This window comes from Sulfurimonas sp. SWIR-19 (assembly GCF_020410885.1).
GTDB classification, from domain to species: domain Bacteria; phylum Campylobacterota; class Campylobacteria; order Campylobacterales; family Sulfurimonadaceae; genus Sulfurimonas; species Sulfurimonas sediminis.
This window is the reverse complement of record NZ_CP084578.1, coordinates 18,094-38,410: the sequence shown is the minus strand read 5'-3', so window position 1 is coordinate 38,410 and position 20,317 is coordinate 18,094. Positions and strand designations below refer to the sequence as shown.

The 20,317-nt window shown below is 38.6% G+C and carries 23 protein-coding genes; 3 read left to right on the top strand and 20 right to left on the bottom strand.

Going from position 1 to position 20,317, the window contains the following annotated elements; all coding sequences use genetic code 11:
• Positions 1–14: 14 nt before the first annotated feature.
• Together LCX93_RS00180 and fliK are read right to left on the bottom strand one after the other, a co-directional pair.
• On the bottom strand, positions 15–671 hold the full coding sequence (locus tag LCX93_RS00180; RefSeq protein ID WP_226066899.1) for a FlgD immunoglobulin-like domain containing protein: 657 nt from the start codon (positions 669–671) through the stop codon (positions 15–17).
• 10 nt (positions 672–681) lie between these two features.
• Complete coding sequence (gene fliK / locus LCX93_RS00175; RefSeq protein WP_226066892.1) at positions 682–2,259, bottom strand: flagellar hook-length control protein FliK; 1,578 nt, start codon at positions 2,257–2,259, stop codon at positions 682–684.
• 305 nt (positions 2,260–2,564) lie between these two features.
• Here fliK and LCX93_RS00170 point away from each other — a divergent pair, with 305 nt between their 5' ends.
• On the top strand, positions 2,565–2,783 hold the full coding sequence (locus LCX93_RS00170; protein WP_226066883.1) for a hypothetical protein: 219 nt from the start codon (positions 2,565–2,567) through the stop codon (positions 2,781–2,783).
• On the opposite strand, the gene LCX93_RS00165 is transcribed toward LCX93_RS00170, so the two are convergent.
• The 12 genes from LCX93_RS00165 to LCX93_RS00110 all read right to left on the bottom strand — a co-directional run bounded on the left by LCX93_RS00165 (position 2,780) and on the right by LCX93_RS00110 (position 15,472).
• Complete coding sequence (locus tag LCX93_RS00165; protein ID WP_151901434.1) at positions 2,780–3,199, bottom strand: hypothetical protein; 420 nt, start codon at positions 3,197–3,199, stop codon at positions 2,780–2,782. The genes LCX93_RS00170 and LCX93_RS00165 overlap by 4 nt on opposite strands.
• A 50-nt stretch (positions 3,200–3,249) precedes the next feature.
• On the bottom strand, positions 3,250–4,920 hold the full coding sequence (dnaG, locus tag LCX93_RS00160) for a DNA primase (RefSeq protein ID WP_226066874.1): 1,671 nt from the start codon (positions 4,918–4,920) through the stop codon (positions 3,250–3,252).
• Between the two features lie 7 nt (positions 4,921–4,927).
• Positions 4,928–5,974 (bottom strand): sensor histidine kinase, encoded by a 1,047-nt coding sequence (locus tag LCX93_RS00155; RefSeq protein WP_226066872.1) that lies wholly within the window; start codon positions 5,972–5,974, stop codon positions 4,928–4,930.
• A complete protein-coding gene (locus LCX93_RS00150; RefSeq protein ID WP_226066858.1) occupies positions 5,961–6,599 on the bottom strand; it encodes a response regulator transcription factor in 639 nt (212 codons plus the stop codon). Before LCX93_RS00150 ends, LCX93_RS00155 begins: the two co-directional genes overlap by 14 nt.
• A gap of 10 nt (positions 6,600–6,609) precedes the next feature.
• Complete coding sequence (locus LCX93_RS00145; protein WP_226066856.1) at positions 6,610–7,425, bottom strand: porin family protein; 816 nt, start codon at positions 7,423–7,425, stop codon at positions 6,610–6,612.
• A 62-nt stretch (positions 7,426–7,487) separates the two neighbouring features.
• Positions 7,488–8,003, bottom strand: a complete 516-nt coding sequence (locus tag LCX93_RS00140; RefSeq protein ID WP_226066854.1) for a hypothetical protein — start codon at positions 8,001–8,003, stop codon at positions 7,488–7,490.
• A gap of 104 nt (positions 8,004–8,107) precedes the next feature.
• The gene (locus LCX93_RS00135; RefSeq protein WP_226066852.1) at positions 8,108–11,161 is read right to left on the bottom strand and encodes an efflux RND transporter permease subunit; all 3,054 of its coding nucleotides are present in this window, start codon (positions 11,159–11,161) and stop codon (positions 8,108–8,110) included.
• Positions 11,162–11,169: 8 nt separating this feature from the next.
• On the bottom strand, positions 11,170–12,228 hold the full coding sequence (locus tag LCX93_RS00130) for an efflux RND transporter periplasmic adaptor subunit (protein ID WP_226066850.1): 1,059 nt from the start codon (positions 12,226–12,228) through the stop codon (positions 11,170–11,172).
• Positions 12,221–13,402 carry a TolC family protein gene (locus LCX93_RS00125; protein ID WP_226066848.1) on the bottom strand — a complete coding sequence of 394 codons (1,182 nt, stop codon included), beginning with the start codon at positions 13,400–13,402 and terminating at the stop codon, positions 12,221–12,223. The genes LCX93_RS00130 and LCX93_RS00125 overlap by 8 nt, the downstream gene beginning before the upstream one ends.
• Positions 13,403–13,447: 45 nt before the next feature.
• Positions 13,448–13,759: a hypothetical protein gene (locus tag LCX93_RS00120; protein ID WP_226066846.1), complete on the bottom strand. Its 312-nt coding sequence runs from the start codon at positions 13,757–13,759 to the stop codon at positions 13,448–13,450.
• A gap of 14 nt (positions 13,760–13,773) precedes the next feature.
• Entirely contained in the window at positions 13,774–14,886 is a 1,113-nt protein-coding gene (locus tag LCX93_RS00115) for an SO_0444 family Cu/Zn efflux transporter (protein WP_502988718.1), read from the bottom strand.
• 7 nt (positions 14,887–14,893) lie between these two features.
• Positions 14,894–15,472, bottom strand: coding sequence for a c-type cytochrome (locus LCX93_RS00110; protein ID WP_226066836.1), 579 nt, complete (start codon positions 15,470–15,472; stop codon positions 14,894–14,896).
• Positions 15,473–15,544: 72 nt separating this feature from the next.
• Between LCX93_RS00110 and LCX93_RS00105 the strand changes: the two genes are divergently transcribed.
• Together LCX93_RS00105 and rpsU are read left to right on the top strand one after the other, a co-directional pair.
• Positions 15,545–15,847 carry an ArsR/SmtB family transcription factor gene (locus LCX93_RS00105; RefSeq protein WP_226066834.1) on the top strand — a complete coding sequence of 101 codons (303 nt, stop codon included), beginning with the start codon at positions 15,545–15,547 and terminating at the stop codon, positions 15,845–15,847.
• A gap of 82 nt (positions 15,848–15,929) precedes the next feature.
• Entirely contained in the window at positions 15,930–16,142 is a 213-nt protein-coding gene (gene rpsU / locus LCX93_RS00100; RefSeq protein WP_151901446.1) for a 30S ribosomal protein S21, read from the top strand.
• A 39-nt stretch (positions 16,143–16,181) separates the two neighbouring features.
• On the opposite strand, the gene LCX93_RS00095 is transcribed toward rpsU, so the two are convergent.
• The 6 genes from LCX93_RS00095 to LCX93_RS00070 are packed head-to-tail and all read right to left on the bottom strand — an operon-like array spanning position 16,182 to position 20,308.
• Positions 16,182–17,252: a deoxyguanosinetriphosphate triphosphohydrolase family protein gene (locus tag LCX93_RS00095; protein WP_226066825.1), complete on the bottom strand. Its 1,071-nt coding sequence runs from the start codon at positions 17,250–17,252 to the stop codon at positions 16,182–16,184.
• Between the two features lie 11 nt (positions 17,253–17,263).
• Positions 17,264–17,794, bottom strand: coding sequence for a PhnA domain-containing protein (locus LCX93_RS00090; protein WP_226066823.1), 531 nt, complete (start codon positions 17,792–17,794; stop codon positions 17,264–17,266).
• Between the two features lie 33 nt (positions 17,795–17,827).
• Positions 17,828–18,046, bottom strand: a complete 219-nt coding sequence (locus LCX93_RS00085; RefSeq protein WP_193150802.1) for a hypothetical protein — start codon at positions 18,044–18,046, stop codon at positions 17,828–17,830.
• A gap of 8 nt (positions 18,047–18,054) precedes the next feature.
• Positions 18,055–18,888: an FAD-dependent thymidylate synthase gene (locus LCX93_RS00080; protein ID WP_226066822.1), complete on the bottom strand. Its 834-nt coding sequence runs from the start codon at positions 18,886–18,888 to the stop codon at positions 18,055–18,057.
• 54 nt (positions 18,889–18,942) lie between these two features.
• Complete coding sequence (locus LCX93_RS00075) at positions 18,943–19,581, bottom strand: protein-L-isoaspartate(D-aspartate) O-methyltransferase (RefSeq protein ID WP_226066821.1); 639 nt, start codon at positions 19,579–19,581, stop codon at positions 18,943–18,945.
• A 1-nt stretch (position 19,582) separates the two neighbouring features.
• Entirely contained in the window at positions 19,583–20,308 is a 726-nt protein-coding gene (locus tag LCX93_RS00070) for a carbon-nitrogen hydrolase family protein (RefSeq protein ID WP_226066820.1), read from the bottom strand.
• Positions 20,309–20,317: the final 9 nt, after the last annotated feature.

The window sequence follows — 20,317 nt, the reverse complement described above, 5'->3', positions numbered from 1 at the left end:
AACAAATCCTTCTTTTAGTAAACTTCTTTTATGTTGTCTAACGGCACATAATTTGAACCGACTTTGACAAGTGTATTCCCATTGTCAAATCGCACAGACTCTATAGGATAAGCTCCCAAGCGTGTTTGTTGTGTATCACCATTTGCATCTACATACTGTGCATTCACATGATAAATGGCACTCTCAGCCTGATTGCCCGCAGTGTCTGTACCATCCCATGTAAACTGATACACACCTGAAGGGTTTGTTCCGACATCCAAAGTCTGTACAGTATTTCCGTCTGCATCTGTAATAGAAACCGTACCCTGTTCGACTGCATTTGGAAAATAAACTTCAAAAGTAGTCTCTGTTCCCTTGTCATGAGCAATTGCATCACTGCCAAGGTCAGCGGTTTTTCCTATAGCAGCAATCGTCGAAAACTGTTGCGAACTTCCCAGAGAGGCGGTTAACTTTTCTAAAGCCGCATTTGTATTGTCTGCCGATTCAAGACTGGCTAGTTGAGAAGTCTGTGTCAATATGCTTTCAGTGTCCGTTGGTGCAGTAGGGTCTTGATATTGAAGCTGTACTAAAAGCAGCTTCATAAAATCATCTTTCCCGAGTGTTCCTTTTGGATTGTCAGACGATGTAGCTGCTGAGAGTGCCGAATTATTTGCTGTTGTATCTATTGTCATAATATATCCTTTATGCGTAGTATGGAACTATAATTTCCAATGAGCTTAAAACTTCTTCATTGCTCTGCAGAGTTTCAAAATAGTTGTATTCGTCATCAGCCTTTTGCTGATTTTGTCTCTGCTGTTCCTGCTGTCCGGCTTGAGAGTTTTCGCTTTGAGCATTACTGTTAAAATTTAAAGAAGCATTTTGTATTCCATTATTTTGTAACTGCACTTTTAAATCCTGTACATTCATAGCCAGAGTATTGATGGCAGTATTGTTTGAACTGATGTTTATATGAAGATTTTTTCCGCGTTGTACTATCGTCAGATCAACCTCACCCAGTCTTTGTGGATTTAACTGCACTTTGATACGCGTAAACGGCGACTTATAATCTTCAATTGCAGATTTTACATCATGAGACAGATATTTGACCATCTGTTTTGCTTCATTGAGTTTTACCTCAAAACTGTCTGCCTTTGCAATATTCAATCCATCTGTCTTTGCCTGTACAGCGCCATCTTCACTCTTGTCATTTTGCAAAAGAGACGCTAATGATTTTTCTGCCTCTTTTGAAGTATGCGGCGGTGCTACCATAACCTTTGCTGTTGCCACTGAAAAATCTGCCGTAAGACCTGATTCATTCTTTGTGATTTTTTCTCCGCGAAGAAGAAGCTTCAATGTGTCATCAGCTTTTTGTTTTGGAGTTTTGTCTATTGTCAGTGTATTTACTTTTGTATCTACAATTTGCTGTGTCGTAATTTCAGCAACACTGCTCTGCGCTTTAAACAAGGGTGTCTGTTTCTGCTCTTGTTTAACCTCTTGTCTGTTTTTCACAATCTCTTTTTTTACAAGTTCCAAACTTTCGTCTGCCACCTCTGTCTCCTGAACTTTTGCAACCTCTTCTTTTGTTTGTTTTACTTTGGCACGAACCGGCACCTCTTCATTTGAAATGTCTGCTTCTTCTTTTGATTCTTGTTTTATCCGGGAAAAAGAAGTTTCTTCTGACTTTTGTACTGCTTCTTGTTTTATCCGGGAAAAAGAAGTTTCTTCTGACTTTTGTACTGCTTCTTGTTTTATCCGGGGAAAAGAAGTTTCGTCGGGCTTTTGTACTGCTTCTTGTTTTATCTGCAAAGGAGAAGATTTCTGTTGTGTTATTGTTTTTGCTTTTGTCTGTGTAAAATCTTTTACCTCTTCCAGGGTGATTTTTGAAAGTTCAATCCCTGTTTTTTTTGCAAGTTCTACAAGACCGCCCAGTGTTTTTGGCAAGGTATCAATCTCGGCTTTCTTGTACCCTTCACTCTGCACAATTTTGTTTTTCAGAAACTCTTTGGCCTCTTTTATCAAAACTTTAACATCCTCTTGTGACATTTTGGCTGTTATTTGCGAAGCAAGTTCTGAACTTTCTGCGTCTGTGACAGATCCAACAGAAACTTTTTCATCATTTAATGCAAGAATCAATGAACCGTTTTGCATAATTTTACTGTTTGATTCTTTCGTTCCTTTGAGTAAGGATGCAAAAGAGATCGTTGGCTTCTCCTGTTTCGGAAGTGCTGTATTTAAAGGAGATAAGGAAGAAGTCTCTTTTTTTATGTCTACTGAAATCACACGTTGCTCCTCGGCTTCTCAAAAGAATTTTAAAGAATAAAGCATTTAGTGTTCCATGAAGTCAGATATTTATTTAGAGGTGCCCTTAAAGGACATTAAGTTAAGCATTTTTTTGGAACGCGGACTTCAGTCCGGGCTGAGAGAGGCAAGACTGTTGCAACAGCCGGCACTGCAGAAAAAAATTTAGTTTTTCTAAGTTATGCTTTAGTATAGAAAGTACCGGTTCCAAGAAAGCATTAATCTTCTTAACTTAATGGTATTGGAATTGCCCTTAATATTTTTAAAGAAGTGTCGATATTAGAAATATGAAAATTATATTTTTTATACTTTTGCCGGTATTGGTGGTTGCAGAGACCATATATGCCACAAAAGTTTCCAAGTCAAATATTGAAGCGATGCACAACCCAAAAATAAAATGCAGATGGGTGTGCGATAAAAAAATATACAAAGAGCAAAAAATATCCGAAGCGATTTCTTTTTACAAAAACTCCAAATATTATAAATTTACAAAAAAAGGTTTCTAATAGTCTCTTGTAATTCTATCTAAACAGTGCAACTCTTTTTTGAAAAACCTACTGACACTGTTTTGCATGTTTTCAAGAATATCCTTTGTTGTTTCCCCGTCTACAGGGTAGCTCAGTAAAAAAGAGTCCAGATACTTTGCAAAAAACTCATCAAACATCTTTTTGACAATCTCAGCTCCGTATTTGTCAGTGTAGGGAAGGACAAAAAAGTAATCCGCGCCGTCATTTGCTATCGAATCTGATGAGCGCAGGATTTCCGTTAAAGAAGCATCCACCACACTCTGTTCAATCCCTGAAAAATCGCAATAGAGCAGAGTAAAACTCTCAGCACGGTTTTCATCCAGTCTATCCGATATACCAATGTTTAAATCCAGTAAATTCTTAAAATTGTCAAATGAGAAATGTACGCCTGCCATCTTGGGTTCCTTCTGTTTTCTTTAGTATAACAAAAAATCTTTAATCCGACTCAATCATTCGGTGTGACCAGTTCCCCTCTTTTGAGTTTTGCAATTTTTCCCCGGAATTTTCGGATATAAAAAGCTTTTTCTTCAAAACTGATATTTGAAGCAATATTGACCTTTTTCAACTCTCTTTCATAGTATCTTGTCAAAAAGGTAATCAGTTCCGCATTTAAAGCCTCTTCATCTTGAAGCGGAGTGATAGTCTCATCTACCCGAATAGCCATTATCTCGGGAGTATCTTGTTTTCCCTGCAGTACCAGCGAAAATTCATAAGAGTGAAACTGCAAAAAACTCGGATCAATAACATCCAGGACCTGTTCAATATACTCAGGTTTTTCCAAAATAGTTTTAATCAAAGAGAGTTCCCACATATCTCTGTGTGCGCTGTTTGCTTGTTGCGGGGCATATTGCCTGTTAGTGTTTGTCTGTGCATTGAGTTTTAAAAGTGACGGGGAAACGCCTAATCCGCCCAAACGAGAAGCAAGATAGGTTTTATACTCCTCTTGCAGTATGGGAGAGAGTGTTTTGAGGTAGGCTATGCCTTCTTGCATACAGGACTCTTTTGCTTTTGGGTCTTTGAGGTTATACAGCGAAAGGATTTCATCGAGTACAAACTCTATAAAAGGTTTTGCTTTGCGAAACATACTGTTCAACTCTTCAACCCGTCCCTCTTTGACCATATCGGCAGGGTCAAGTCCTCCGTCAAACACCACAACACCGCCGTTAAAACCCGAAGCACTTAAAAGTTTTGAAGCCTTGAGTGCCGCCGCACGCCCTGCCTTGTCACCGTCATATGCCATGACAACACGAGGAGAGCCTTTTCTCAACAAGGGCAGATGTTCATGTGTCAAAGCTGTTCCCAGCGTTGCCACAGCATTGTCAAATCCTGCCTGGTGCAGCATTATAACATCAAGATAACCCTCTGTTATGATGATTTCTTGCTTTTTATGCAGGCTCTGTTTTGCCAGATGATAGGCATACAAAAGACGAGACTTGTTAAAAAAAGCAGTCTCGGGAGAGTTGACATATTTTGCCTGATGTCCTGTTATGGTTCTACCTCCAAAGCCGACAATACTGCCGTTGGCGGAGAAAATTGGAAAGGTTATTCGCTCTATAAAACGGGCATAGGTCTGGTTGCGTTCTTGATTGTAACCGACAACACCCATATCCACTGCCTCTTTAATACTAAACTGCTGTGAGCGGATAAAGTTCAGCGTTGCATTCGAATCAGGTGCATAGCCGATACCAAATTTTTCTATACTGTTTTCATAAATGCCTCGCTCTTGAAGATACGAAAAGGCTGTTTGGTTTTTCGTTAAAAGTGATTGGTACCACTCATTGAGCTTGTCCATAACCTGTGAACGTGGTTTGTTATGTTTGTTATCGGTATAAGTAAGTGTAAAGTTGTAAGAATCCGCCAGTTTCTCCAAAGCTTCGGGATAGTTCAGCTTTTCATACTCCATCACAAACTTCACCGCATCCCCGCCGGCTCCACATCCAAAACAGTGAAAGATCTGTTTTTGCGGACTCACTACAAAAGAAGGAGATTTTTCCTCATGAAAAGGGCAAGGTGCCTTAAAATTACCCCCTGCTTTTTTCAGTTCTATGTAGCTGCCAACAACATCAACAATATCAAGTCTGGCTTTGAGGGCTTCTATGGAGTCTTGGGAAATCATACAAGAATTATACTATGATATTTTTAAGATTAAGCGTGAAAACTGTCCCCTTACCGACTTCACTTTGCACAGAAACAGCAATATCTGATTCTTCACACAGTTTTTTGACGATATGCAGCCCTATGCCTATACCTCTCTCCTGCTCTTTGTAAAATCTCTCAAAAACACGTTTGGGATTTCGTATGCCTTTACCTGTATCTTCAATGCTTAAAATATCATCGCTAAATCGGACAAAAACCTTTCCCTCTTTTTTATTGTACTTGGCAGCGTTCGAGATCAGATTATCTATGATTCTCATAAAAGAATCTTTGTTTACATGTAACACAAGGTGCGGAACTTCTATATAAAAGTGAATATCTCTGTAATTACTCTCTATAAGATTTATGCGTTCTTGCAAAAATTCTTTTAAGACAACCTCTTCTTTTTGCGTTACATGTGAATGCAAATAAGCTCGCAAGTTTGACTGCAGATTCAAAATATTTTGCACAGCATTTTCTATTCTCTCGATTTTAGTATTTTCTCCCGTTTCACTTTTGAGCATGGAAACATTGAGACGTAAGGTGGACAGAGGTGTATTAAAATCATGCAAAATATCTTTTATAAACTCCTCGGTTACATGTAACGCCTTTCGCAGAGGAGAGAGTGCATACAGAGCAAAGAAAAAGGATAATATTGCAATGACAAACACAACGATAAAGAAATTCCATAAAAGTTCTTTTTGCAGAGTGCGTACCTCCTGCATATACTTCTCTTTTGGAAGATAAATTTTCAGGGCATTTTTTGTAGAGTTCGGAATGGAAAAATAGGCACTTAATTCGCTTTTATTTTTATAAAGTCTGTAAAGTTCATACTCTTTTTTAGGGACAAAATCATATTGAAACTCTTTACATTGCAGAGAAAAACTGCAAAGTCTCATTTTTGAAAAAACAGTCTCATCAAGGCTTTGCAGCTCTTTTTGATAGTTGAGCAGAAAAAGAGCTCCTGCCAAGAGTGTCTGTGATAAGAAGAAGAGAAAAAAACTCTTTAGCAGGGACTCTTTTTCAACTTTTTTCAAGCATATATCCTATTGCACGAATATTTTTTATATCCAGACCTGTGATATGTTTAAATTTATTGAGCGCAACCCGTAAAGCCGCATCTGACGGGCTGACAAGACAGTCCATCAAAACAGTTTTGTCCAAAACCTTGCCGATATTATGCATAAACAGATCACACAGGCACTCTTGAACTTCTCCCAAAGAGACTATTTTGCCATCTTTATAAAGCTCTTTTTTTTCTGCTGAGTATCTCAGATTTTTATAAACAATCTCTTTGTTTGTCTGCGATAACTTCGCATTGACACGGATAAGCAACTCTTCGGGGAAAAAAGGCTTTTTGAGGTAATCATCCGCACCAATGGAAAACGCCTTGGATATAGAATTGAGATCTATGAGAGCGCTGATAAAAATTGCCGGTGTCTCATCATCGGCATTTCGCAGACTCTCCAAAAGTTCCAAGCCGTTCATATCGGGGACATTAATGTCAAAAACATACAAATCATACTTGTTTTCATACGAAGCGTCAATGGCATCATTCCCGTTATGTACCATATCTACCTTATAATTTGCACTTTGTAAAAGCTCTTGTAAAGTTTGCGCAAGAGGTTCATCATCTTCAAGTAAGAGTATATGTTTTTTCATTACATGTAACCTAAAAATAGTACCCTAGTTTTACAGAAGCGGCATGGTCACTTGCACTGTCACTCAGTCCGTACGCATAATAGAAGGTAGTGAACCAGTGCATGTTGATACTGTAGTATCCGTATGCCGAAACTGTTCTAATCTTTTGGACACCTGCATAAATACTGTCTGAAGTATTATATGCCCCGCTTAAGTACAGTTTGTTTGTCACATAATATCCTAAACCGCCACTCAATGCATTTGTGTTTTGATAGGCAACCGTTCCTGCTATATCATCATCATTAATCATCGTGTAAATATAACCACCGAAGAGATTCACTTTGCCTAGAGCATAACTTGCATTCAGTGAAGCTGTATAGTCAGTGTTGTTGTTATTCAACGCTGTGTCATATGTAGGCAGAAGAACGCCTGCTCCCACACGCAAAGAGAAAGATTTCAGTGGTTTAAACTGATACGATGCTCCCAGAAATGAGTCATTTAAACCGTTTTCGCTGTAACCGTCTCCTTTGGTAGTATAATAGGATGTAGACGCCTGGAGTGAAAAGTTTTTGTAGTAATAGTCGACTTGAAGGGAACTGGAATAGGTATCTGTCTGATTTAAAGAGGCATAATTGGATCCGGCATAGTTTGCACCGATTATAATATCAAAATGATGGGAGGAGACAAGACTTTTTTTAGTACACCCGTTTATATCAACCAAATCGGTCAAAGGGGTATTGGGACATTTGTCTCTACTGTCATCCACACCGTCCATATCTGAATCAGAGTAGGCAAAAAGGCTGGCAGAGAACATGCCCAGCATCATTAAAATAAACATTTTTTTCATAGGTATCTCCTTATAAATCAATCACCTCGTGAAGCTCTGGAGATGATTGATTATTTAATTTTCTATCTGCGGTGCATCATATTTTCATTCATGTCCGATATGTGACCTGAATTTATTGTATCACCTGCTCCGATAGTTTGCATATACTGACTGCCAGCCTGCTGCTGTGTCATATTTTGTACCTGATTCATATGCTCATTTGTCTGCATCTGCATCTCCTGCACATGTTCCTGGGCTCTTGTCTGCGTCATATCACCAAGGTTATGCTCTTCATCAGGCATCATATCTCTTGGAATTCCTGCAGTTCCTGTACCAGGTTCATGTGCATCACCTGATTGTGCATGCATCTTACTCTGCATCTCTTCTATGGCAGACATACGCTCTTCCTGGTTCATCTGCATCAGTCTTTGTTTGAACTCATTCATAAGTTCTACCCTCTCTTGTTCAGGAGCGCTTTGAATTGCTTCTATCTGCGCATCAACGCTCACTGTTGTATCTGTCGCAGTACTCTCATCTGCCGACGCTATGCTTAAAAGACCAAGCAAAGCAACTGATAATGTAATGTTAACTAATTTCATCTGAAATCCTTTGTGTTTAATTTTCAAACTCGGGAATTCTTTGATTCCCTTGTTTTGATGTTGGTATTATCACACAACAGAGTTAGCGAAGTGTTAGCAGTTCACTAATTCTCCTTATTATAAAAAAGTAGATATGTTGCAGGAAGAATCAGCAGAGTCAACAGTGTTGAGCTGATAATTCCTCCCGTAATGACGACTGCCAAAGGATACTGTATCTCACTGCCCACACCTGTTGCATACAACAGCGGCAATATTCCAAAAAGTGTTGTAAATGCTGTCATTAACACAGGTCTTAAACGCAGCAACGTTGCATCTTTTAGCAGTATCTTCAAATCTACATCAGGGTATTTAGCCCACAGTTCATCTATGAAACTCACAAGTACAATGCCGTTGAGTATCGCAATGGCAAAGATAGCCAAAAAACCCACTATTGCCGAAACCGAGAGATATATACCACTTATTAAAAGAGCAATGATACCGCCGATAAAACCAAAAGGAACATTTAAAAGAATAATCATTGACTTTTTAAGCGAATTAAATGCCGTATAAAGCAATAAGATTACTAAAAGAAGTGTGATCGGAATAATAATCATCAGCTTTTGCGTAGCCTCTTGCATATTTTTAAAGTCACCTGCCCAGCCAATGTAATATCCTGCCGGCATTTTCACTTTTGCTTTGATGATTTTGTCTGCCTCTGCAACAAAAGAAGCCATATCCCGACCTTCTACATCCATTGAAACAACCATATAACGGCTGAGGTTCTCTCTTTTGATAAAAGAGGCCCCTTGCACGATTTTTATGTCACACACATCTTTAAGTCTGACGATATTCCCGTTTTGTGAACGCAAAGTTACATTTTTGATTGAGTCGATGTCTTTTTTTGCTCCCTGCACTTTGGCAACAATAGGAAACCTTTTAATCCCCTCAAGCTTTTGTGTAATGCCTTCCTCCCCTATACCGTTACGAATAATCTGCATAACTTCTGCAACACTGATGCCGTAACGTGCAAGAGAGAGATAATTTGGAATGATTTGGATTTGGGCCTGACCAAGCTGCGTCTCCACTTCCATTCTCTCCAAACCGTCTACATTTTTAATGGTACTTTGAATATCTTTGGAAATTCTGTCTAGTATTTTTTGATCGTCTCCATAGATTTTTATAGCGAGTTCAGCCTTCACACCTTCTAGCAATTCTTCTATTCTCATCGCAATCGGCTGTGTCGGAACAAACTGCACAAAAGGAAATTTGTGTTCCAGGTCTTCACTCATCTCTTTTGTCAATAATGGTAAATCTTTGATATCTGCTTTGAGGGTCAGAAGAATTTCCATATAGTTTGGCTGTGCTGTTTCTCCTTTTTCACTTCGTCCTATCATCGCCAAAACTGATGAAACATCATTGGGATATTTTTTAAGTATATAGCTCTCCACCTCTTTTGAAACATCAAGTGATTGAGAAAGTGCCGTTCCCGGAATGGCGATGACTCTATACATAATGGACTCTTCATTGAGCGTAGGTAAAAACTCACGCCCCTGCTGTGTGAGAACAAAAGCCAGCACTATAAAAACTACACTCACAACTGCCAATATCTTTTTAGCATTATCCAGTGCAAATACCAAAGCAGGAGTATAGAACTTTTTGATGGATTGCATCACAATATTTTCAGCCGATTTTGTCGGTTTTAAAAGCATCAAAATCAAAACAGGCACTAAAACAAGAGCCACTAAAAGGGACCCAAGCATAACAAACACAATATTAAGTGCCATAGGTGTGTAAAGTTTGCCGGCAAGTCCGTCAAGTGAAAGCAGAGGAATAAATACCGCAGCAATAATTAATACGGCAAAAGTTACCGGTTTGGCAACACCTTTTGCAGCCTCACTCACAACACTCAGTTTATCTTTATGTGGCTCATCATGCAGCAGTCTAAAACTGTTTTCTACAATAACAATTGTGCCATCTACTATCATACCTACCGCAATAGCCAAACCGCTTAAACTCATCAAATTTGCCGAAAGATTGTAATAATCCATCAATAAAAAGGCTATAAGCAAAGAGAGAGGAAGAGAAAGAATAACAATAAAAGCACTACGCAACTCAAACAAAAACAAAAAGAGCACAATAGCGACTAAAACCACACCGCTTAAAAGTGCTGATGTCATTGTATTTACCGCTTTATGTGTAATCTCTGTTCTGTCGTAAATCGTAGCAATTTTTACACCCTCAGGCAGTGCCGTATTAACCGTCTCGATTTTTTCTTTGATACGCTCAACCACTTTTGCCGCATTGGTAGCTGTTCTCTGAAGTACCATTCCCATTACAGCTTCTTGATTGTCAATGCTTACCGCACCAAATCTTGGAGCCACGCCAGGCTGTACTTTTGCGACATCGCCAATGGTAATAGCCTGGCCATGAGTTGGTCTGACAACCGTATTTCTAATGTCATCGAGTGTTTTATACAGACCTGCTCCACGGATGAGGTACTGCTCTTTATTAAACTCCAAATACTGCCCGCCGGCTGCCTGATTTGATTTTTGCAGAGCTTGCACGATATCATTATAGGTGATGCCAAAGTCCTGCAGTTTTTTTGTATCTATCAATACATTGTACTGTTTTTCATCTCCGCCCCAGCCGATAACCTCTTCCACACCGCTGACACTTTTAAAAAGCGGCTTGACAATATACTCCTGCATCTCTTTAAGCTGTTGCAGTGAATATTTCCCTGTTGTGTCTTTGATTTGATACCAAAAAACCTGTCCAAGACCTGTTGTATTTGGTCCAAGCACTGGTTTGCCCCAGCCTTTTGGAATATCCACACTTGCAAGTCGTTCTGAAACAAGCTGTCTGAGAAAATAGATGTCCATATCGTCTTCAAAAAAGACTGAAACATAGGAGAGCCCAAAAATGGAGTTTGACATAATAAGCTTCACTCCTGCCATACCTGAGACAACCGACTCTATCGGATAAGTAATGAGTTTTTCTATATCTTCGGCAGAGTTACCCGGACTTTCCGTATAAATTACAACCTGCTTGGGTGTAATGTCAGGAAAAGCGTCAATAGGAATCTCTGTATATGCCTTGTAACCGAAAGCGGTAATTGCGATAAAGGCAACAAGCACTAAAATTTTGTATTTGAGCGAAAGCTCTATAAGTTTATCTAACATACCAACCCCTAATCCCCGTCGCCAAGAGATGATTTGAGCAGTGCTGATTTCACATAATAACTCTCACCGCTCACATAGGTCTCTCCCGGTTCCAAACCTTTTATTCCGACATATTCATCATCCTGTGCGACTATTGCCACAACCTGCGGCAGATATGCCAAAGACTCCTCTTTTGCTTCTTTGTTTGGAACAAAAACCACCCATTCGTTGTTAAAAAAAGAGAGTGCCGATTTTTTCACAGCAACATAGCTTTTTGCATCAGCGAAATATATTGTTGCTTTGACATAGACATCAATAAAAAGGTCATCCACTTTTTGATCCACACTTGAGAGAACCACGACCCTTTGTGTTGTTTCGTCTACCTTGGGCATGATTTGCGTGGCATGTGTAATAATCTCTTCTCCTGCATAATCAACCACTATTGTATCCCCAATACGCGCTTTGGTCGCATACTCAAGAGGCAGATAGGATTTCACATAGTATGCCTGGTTCTTCACGATGGAGACAATTGGTTCATTCGATGATACAGAAGAGTGCAATGGTTTTAAAAGAGCGGAAACACGGCCGCAGCTGTGTGCATATAAAATAAAATCAGCGGTTGCTTTTTTAAGGTTTTTCACATCTATATTCAATGTTTCAAGTTGTGACTGCAAGGCTGTAAGATTGGCCGCAATTTCACTTGTCTTTATTGCTTCAGAGTTAAGACTCTGCATGGATGTCATCCCTTTTTTATAAAGTTTCTCAACCGCTTCATAATTTTTTTGTGCGGCCTTATACTGTTTTTTCAGTGCAATATAATCCGCACTCATTTTTGAAACATCAATAGACCTGATAAGAGCAATTTTATCGCCTTTTTTTACATCCTGTGCGGGTTTTACAAAGTACTTTTCCAAATGTCCGCCCACTAACGAAGTAATAGACTGTTGCGCATTTGAAAGCTGTATGATCTTGGCATTGAGTGCTACCGATTTTTTAAAACTGTGCATTTGTGTCTTTGCCAGTGGAACTTCAGCAGCCAATACAACAGCCCCGATTCCCAGCAACAGTGATAGTAATAACTTATTCATTGTATTCTCCTACTTCATAGTTATATAGAACTATATTTTTGTTTATTTTATTTTCAAGCATTATCTTTTTTTCTTTTGTCTGTATCATCTGGTTTTTGATATTTTGCAACTCCAAAAGGTTGATGTTTGCTATTTTGTACCCATCTTCGTACATTTTTAACAGCTCTTTTTGCGCATTGTAAAGATTTTGTGTAGAATTTACGACAGCACCTAAAATTGCCAACTCTTTTGTTAGACGCTCAAGAGTAAAAGAGAACGCTGTTTTTTGGTTTTGCAGTAAAAATTCACTCTGTTTAGCCTGCAGTGAAGCAATTTTTCTTTCTTCTTTTTTTGTATTAAAAAGAGCAAGAGGAATATTCATGCCGACTCTGGCAATGCTTTGGTCCGGTTCAGCCTCATAGGCTGCATACAGATTCATCCACTCTATTTTATTTGCATTTAATTTTGCTTTTGCTTTTGCCCTGTTTTGCTGCGTTTGAAGATAATGCAACTCTGCCGAATTGTTTTGCAGTTCTGTCTGCATTTTGTCTGAAAGCTTAAAAACATAATTTTCATCGAGTTCTTTCTCATTTTGCAAACCCGCAAATGCCAAAAGTTTATAATAGCTTGCAAGCTGCATAGCTTTTTTCTCATTCAGCAGATTTTTACTGCCTGTCAAATCCACTTTTGCACGAAGATATTTTACTTTTGCGATGGTTCCTGCTTCATATCTCTCTTTTGAAATATTGGCAATATTTTTTGAGATTAAAAACTCCTCTCGCGCTAATTCCAGCAATGCTGATTGTGTCATATAATCAATATAAAGCAGAGAGAGAACTTTCACAAATTCTGCATGCTGAAGCATTACGAGTCCTTTTGCCTCTTCCTGTGTTGCTGTTGCCAAATCTGTTCTGTCACCGCCAACACCCCACAGACGTACAGGCTGCGTTAGTGCAACCCTGTAACCTGCTTCACTTTTTCCCAGGTCGGGAGTAAATTTTGACGCCTCAAGTGAAAGTTTCGGGTTTTTATATCTCTGTATCAGACTTGACTGCACATCAGCACGCTCAATCTCCAAAGCATTTGCTTTGAGATAGGGTGATGCCTGCAAAGCCTCATGTAAAAATGTATCAAAATTCTGTGCAGATACAACTGCACACAATCCCAGTGCTACAAGTATGCTTTTTTTAAACATAGTTATCCTTTTGTTCGTTATTAATTTATAAATATAGGTTGGAAACTATGCGCAGATAGGAGGTTTTAAAAAATTATCGTAAGAATTAAATTCATATATTTTGATATGTGAATAGGGTTTTTGAGAAAAATTTTCACGCATAAAAGGGATATTAATTTCAGGAAGAATAAAAGCAATGTGAAAACAATGATGCAACTGACAGATACAGTTATCTGCCGTCTCACTGTTGTTGCTAAATTCATGAACATACTCACTCGCCTGACACGGGTCTGTGTCAAGAACCTCTATTGCGTACGCATGAAGGATGTTAAAACTCATTGACAACAATAAAACAAATGTAAGCAGTCTCTTTTTCATAATCGTATTATACCCTAAGCACTGCAACAACTGCCGTCATTACACTCTTTATCCTTGAAAAAATATGGTTTTATTACATAATACAGCACAAATCCCCAAAGAACAAGACTTGCGATCCATGCTGTCAAACCGGCATCTCCATCCATATGCACAAGTTCTTTGACATTAACATCACGAAAAAGATAGTCAAGCCCCAGTCCGAAAAGAAGGGAACCGGCTATGATGGTCCCAAGATAAATATAAAGAGTTCTTGTTCCTAACATCTTTTTTACAACACCTATTGTTACAGTATTTGTCGCAGGACCTGCGCTTAAAAAAACAAAGGCCGCCCCGGGACTCACACCGGCCAACATCAAACCTGCGGCAATGGGCAAAGAAGCGGTTGCACATACATACATAGGCACGGCAATAGCTATCACTATGATGTACGAAAGCCAGTTGTATTTTATCAGTATTTCACTCAGATTGTCAGGAACTGCCACAGTTATTAAAGCACCTACCAAAAGTCCTATCAAAAGTGGCGATGCTATATCTTTTAGCAGTGTCCCAAATGCGTAAGAAAAAGCCCGTGTAACCATAGAACCTCTTTTTTCACTGTTTGTATCTTTGGGGAAAACGGGCGTGGCAACAGCTGAAAAACTCGTAACCGATGTGTTTTTTGTCGGTGCAGCCATACTGAATGCAGGCTTTTTTTGCACAGTTTCTTCTTTTTCTTCATGTGCATAGAAGTTTGAAAGTAATCCGGCCAATATTGAAATAATCATCGAAGTAACTACTCTGTATATAGTAAAAATCCAGCCAAACATTCCATATGTGGCAAGTATGGAGTCTATCCCTGTAATCGGTGTAGAAATTAAAAAAGAGAGCGTTGAACCGTTGCTTGCTCCTGATTTTTTGATACCTGCAGCAAGCGGAATAACCCCACAAGAACATACAGGCAAAGGAATACCAAAAACAGTCGCCTTGATCACCGACATAACAGAGTCTTTCCCGAGATGGTTTTTTACTATGCTATCGGGAACAAGTTCATGCAAAAAACCGGCAAAAACAAGTCCAAACAAAATATAAGGGGCCATGGCGTTGCTTAAATCAACCAGAGCAGAGAAAAAAAGCATAATAGTTTCCATCATAAACCTAGTGTGTTTGGATTTTTACGGCACCGCATTTTTTACTGCCTTGATTCATTCCGCATTTTCCTGCGCCGCATTTCATATTTTTGTTTTTCATCTCACACATTTTGCCGCCCATGGATTTTCCCCATGACTCTTTAAAATTGTCATACAGCCAGGATGCAACAACCGTTCTCTCTTCTTTGCTTAGCGTTTTTCCTATCGGAGGCATTGTGCCAAAGCGTTTATATGCCATCGGCATACAGAAACCTTTCTTTATTGAAGGATTTTGTATATAATCTGCTACAAAAGCAATAAAATCTTCACGGGTTTTAAGCATCATTTTCAAACGTTTTGATACCATCGGCATCGGCGGTGCTTTCATTTTGCTTTTTTGCATTTTGAGCATCATTTTTTCACGCATTGCCATTTTTTCTTCCTGTGTGACATTTTGCATTTTTTGACGCATTGCCTGCATCTGTGTCTGATCCATCATCCCTTTCATAGCGTGACATGAGGCACATTTTGCTTTGTAAATATTTTCTCCCGAATCTGCTCCAAGAGAGACAAATCCTAAAATTAAAACTAATAATAATTTTTTCATAACCAATATTCCTTTTTATGATATAATTCATATAACGATATTGTTATATAATAAAACTTCGAAAGAGATTAGATGGAAAAATTAGTTCAGCTTGCAAAAATATTATCAGACAGTAACAGAGTAAAAATCATAGCACTGCTTTACAGAGAAAAAGAGCTCTGTGTATGTGAAATCTGTGACACATTAGAGCTCTCACAGCCATTGGTTTCACGCCATTTAAAACAGATGCGTGAAACCAAACTTGTACAAACAAAACAAAGCGGCAAATGGATTATTTATTCTCTTGGTAAAAATAAAATTCTGTACTGCTTTTTAGACACAATACAGGAAGACATAGCAAATTTACCAAAAATTATTTCATGTGCCACACGATAGAAAAAACAATATCAACTTTGAAAGAAAAATTTATTATGCTATAATTCCCTTTCAAATTTAAACAGAAAGTGGGTGATGTGATATGCCTGGTATTGTACTACGTCCGGATGACAACTTTGATGCTGCTTACAGACGTTTCAAAAAACAAGTTGACCGTAACTTAATCGTTACAGAAGCTCGTGCTCGCCGTTTCCATGAAACAGAGACTGAAAAACGTAAAAAGTTCAAAATTGCTTCTCGTAAGAAAATGCTTAAACGTCTTTATATGATGAGACGTTACGAATCACGCCTGTAAACGCTTCTCCTTCGGGAGAACGTTACTCTTCATAACTCTTTAATTTACTTTTCCATACATTTCATTATGAAAATTTAGTGCATACCTGTCGCTCATGCTTGCAATATAATCTGCAATAACCCTGTGTTTGTTTCGTACATCCAACTGCTTGTAATAAAACTGCGGAAGCATTTTTTCTTCTTCCATCAGACCTTTATAAAGCCCTTTAACAGCCTGTTTCCCGGCATACATTTTTCGAACTATATTTTTATGCTGATACATCTTGACAAATAGAAGCTTTTTGAGTTTTTTTATTTTTGTTTCAAGTTCTTTTTCAAAACCTATGGGCGTTTCTTCACAATGTGCAACTTTTTGCTTTGAGTATTCAAGGAGAGAATAAATCAGATGGTTTATGAGATGTGAACTGAATCTGTAGCGGAACATTTCATCATTCTCTTCTCCTACACCTTCTAAAGCAACCTTTTCAAGAATTTCACAGGCAAGTTCACTCTCTTTGAGGTCCTCAAAAGTAAGCAGTCCGGAGTTCACCCCGTCATCTATGTCATGGCTCATATACGCAATTTCATCGGCACGGTCTACAACCATAGCCTCATAAGTAGGATGCTTGTTTAAATCAAACTGTTTGTCTATTATTTCTGGGAGAAAGGGTTTTTTGTAGGGATAAGAGTGCTTCAAAATTCCTTCAAGTGTTGCAAAAGTAAGATTGAGTCCGTCAAAATTTTTATACCGTTTTTCAAGTTTGGTCACAACCCGAAATGATTGGAAATTATGCTCAAATCCGTTGGAAAATCCGTCAGCTTTCAAGCACTCATCCAGAGTATCTCCGCCTACATGTCCAAAAGGTGTATGCCCGAGATCATGCGCAAGAGCAATTGCTTCGGCCAGTGATTCATTCAGTTCAAGCTGTGATGCTATCGAGCGTGCAATCTGAGATACTTCTATAGAGTGTGTTAAACGTGTACGAAAAAAATCACCCTCATGGTTTAGAAAAACCTGTGTTTTGTACTCAAGTTTTCTAAATGACCCGGAGTGAATAATTCTGTCCCGATCACGGGCATAAGGATTGCGAAAATCTTTTTCTATTTTATAAAATCGCTCGTATGGTTTCAATATTTTTTCTTTTATGCTTTTTTAATAAATTCAGTTTTCAGATAAATCTTTGTTCCGTTGACGCGACCTTCAACATGGTCATCCATATCATGCGGCAATGCAATTCTTGTCACAGTTGTTCCGCGTTTTGCAGTAAATCCGGCACCCTTGACATCTAAATCTTTTAATATAACGATGGAATCACCCGCCTTGAGTTCAACGCCGTTTGCATCTCGAAAAACTACTTTGTTTGCTTCTGCATTGATAGCTGCATCTGCAAGTTTTTTCTCTTCTTCTTCAAGATACATCATATCTGTCATATCCCCGCGACCAAGCCTGTTCCATAATATATACGAAAGTATTTTTACAGCCGGCACTTCACTCCACATAGTATCATTGAGACAGTTAAAATGAGTTTCATCAAGCTCATCATTTTCTATCTGCTCTTTACATGTACGGCAAACATACACACTTTGTTCTTCACTGCCATCACTTACAGGCAGTTCTAAAAGAGTCACATCTTCACTGCTGGCACATAATTCACATACTTCACTTCTTGGCATATTTTATTCCTTCATTAGTTTTTTGGAATTATACTACTTTTCTTTATGAAATTCTAAATCTGAGTCAGAAACTTTTTTCTCATTCACAACTTTATTAAATGCCTTATCTGCCTCTTTTTCACTATAGTCTCGACACTCTTGGGGAATTGTGGCAGTGGGATCACTTTGAATTTTGTCACACATGGCCGCCGTTATGGTAATATTGGAACATCCTGTCAAAAAAAGTATTGTAAGTATTGAAATCTTAATCATAAAAAATCCTATTTTTTCTTGATAATCAAATCAAGATATTTTTTTGGAGTGACTTTCATCATCTCCTGAGCCAGCCAGCGTATTTGAAAATAGGCAGCACCGCTGTCGCGTAATGTAAGATAGTTTTTCAAACTTCTGAGATTAAATGTCACTACCATGTCAACTTTGACATTATCTGTAATGATGTGTTTAAAAGCATCACCTACATTTCTCTTCTTTTTTCCGGTCTGCAAAGCATCATAAAGTTTTTGAGGCTTGCCTTGAAATTCTTTCAAAAGAGGAAGAGAACTTTTTGCAACAGCAAGTTCATAAAAATTATCTACTTTTTTTGACTGAAAATCAAGTTTCTCATACATTGCGCTGATTTCAAGTCTGTTATAGGCTTCATCGGCAGTGACAAACATATCAAAACCCAAAACCTTTTCTATAAAAAATTCTCTCTCTCCTGCCTGTTTTGCAGCAACAAAAGCATTAATCAAAGAACTCATAGTATAGCGTGTACTTCTTACACTGATTGCCTGTATGCGATGTCTTGCATGTTCTTGTAAAACTCCTCGGCTTGTTCCGCGAATAAGATAACTCAGATTGGCATGTTCCAAAATAGAGTGGTGAAAATATGTCCATGCCAAATCATCAAGCAGCTGTGACTCTTCTATATTGTTCAAAGATTCACACATTTTCGTATCAGGAAGCACCTTTTCAATCTCTTGAACAATCTCATTTTCACTGTTGCCAAAACTGTCATAACATGTACGCGCAGCTGTTTCTGCTACACCAATACCGGTATCTTGCAGCAAAACAACTTCTGGCTTCGTATACTTTATGCCATACATCTCTTCCATGATTGTTCCCTCAATTAAATTACTACTATTCTACTATAAAAAGCTTTAAAAAAGCTACTTGAGCACCCCGTCAAGTATAGGAACAAAATCACACTCTTCAAGCTCTTCTTCTTCAATATGCTCCCCGTTTTTTATAAAACGGGTAATAACCTGTTTGTTCCCTTTTTGCAAAGGAGCAACAAGAATTCCCCCCTCAGCCAACTGTTCAAAGAGTTTTTTTGGAATCTCTTTCGCTGTTGCAGAAAAAAGAATCCTGTCATAAGGCGCATACTGAATCCAGCCGTTTTGTCCGTCATCTGTACGGGCATGGACATTGTTTATACCAAGCTCACGAAACCTTTTTTTTGCTTCAAGTATCAAAGATTCTATACGTTCTATGGTAAATACACCACGAAAAAGATGTGAAAGTACAGCAGCCTGGTATCCACTGCCGCAGCCAACTTCTAAAACTCTGTCTGCTCCTCGTGGAAAGAGATACTCCGTCATCTTTGCAACCGTCAAAGGAGAGCTGATATACTGATTGGCCCCTATAGGCAAAGCATCGAGTTTATAGGCATTATGCTTAAAACCAGTTGGAACGAAGGCTTCTCTGTTTGTAGCCGCAATCGCTTTTTTTACTTCTTCACTTAAAGGAAACTGTGTACTGCACTCTTGTGCCAAACGGGCTGTTTTTGTCGCTGTAATTCTGTCCAAATTATTCTATCCCCACATCCATATATCTTCTCATTAATCTTATCTCTTTTTTCTTGTATTGCATTTTCAAACAAGGCTTGCTTATGTTTCTAAACGCTTCACCCTGCGGGGTGATAATACCGCTCATTGCCGTGCACTCTTCGTTTGCACTGTCACTTGCCACAACATAACACTGATTTATTAGAGCAAGTGACTGCGTGAGAATTTTGAAATGTTCGCGTCGCAAAGCACCCCACCAGGAAGGCACAGCGATCACATCTGCACCCTCGCTCTTGCACCACAGCTCTTTAAAACGCAGTTCAAAACAAACAAACACGGCTAACTTAATGCCGGCAACTTCCACTATTTTAAAATCTTCTTCACTGCCTGCATGCATGTATTTGTCTTCATCGCCAAATTTAAAAAGTTTGGCTTTTGCTCTTTGAAAGACCACTTCCCCGTTATAAAAAACTTTGGCAAAGTTATAGACTTTCCCCTCTTTTTCTTCCAACATTGTCAAAACAATAATTTTGTTATGAGAAACTTTTTTCAGTGCCTCAGTGGCTCGTGGCGCAAAGGCAAGCATTGCATCCATACGCTCATAATCATAAGAAGTCAAACACACTTCAGGTGCAACTATAATGGTATTTTTTTCTGCTTGTGTGATAAGTGCCAAAAGTGTCTGTAAATTATTTTCATAACTCTGTGTCGTTTCAAACAAGAGAGAACAAAGGGTGTAGTCTAACATTAATCAATT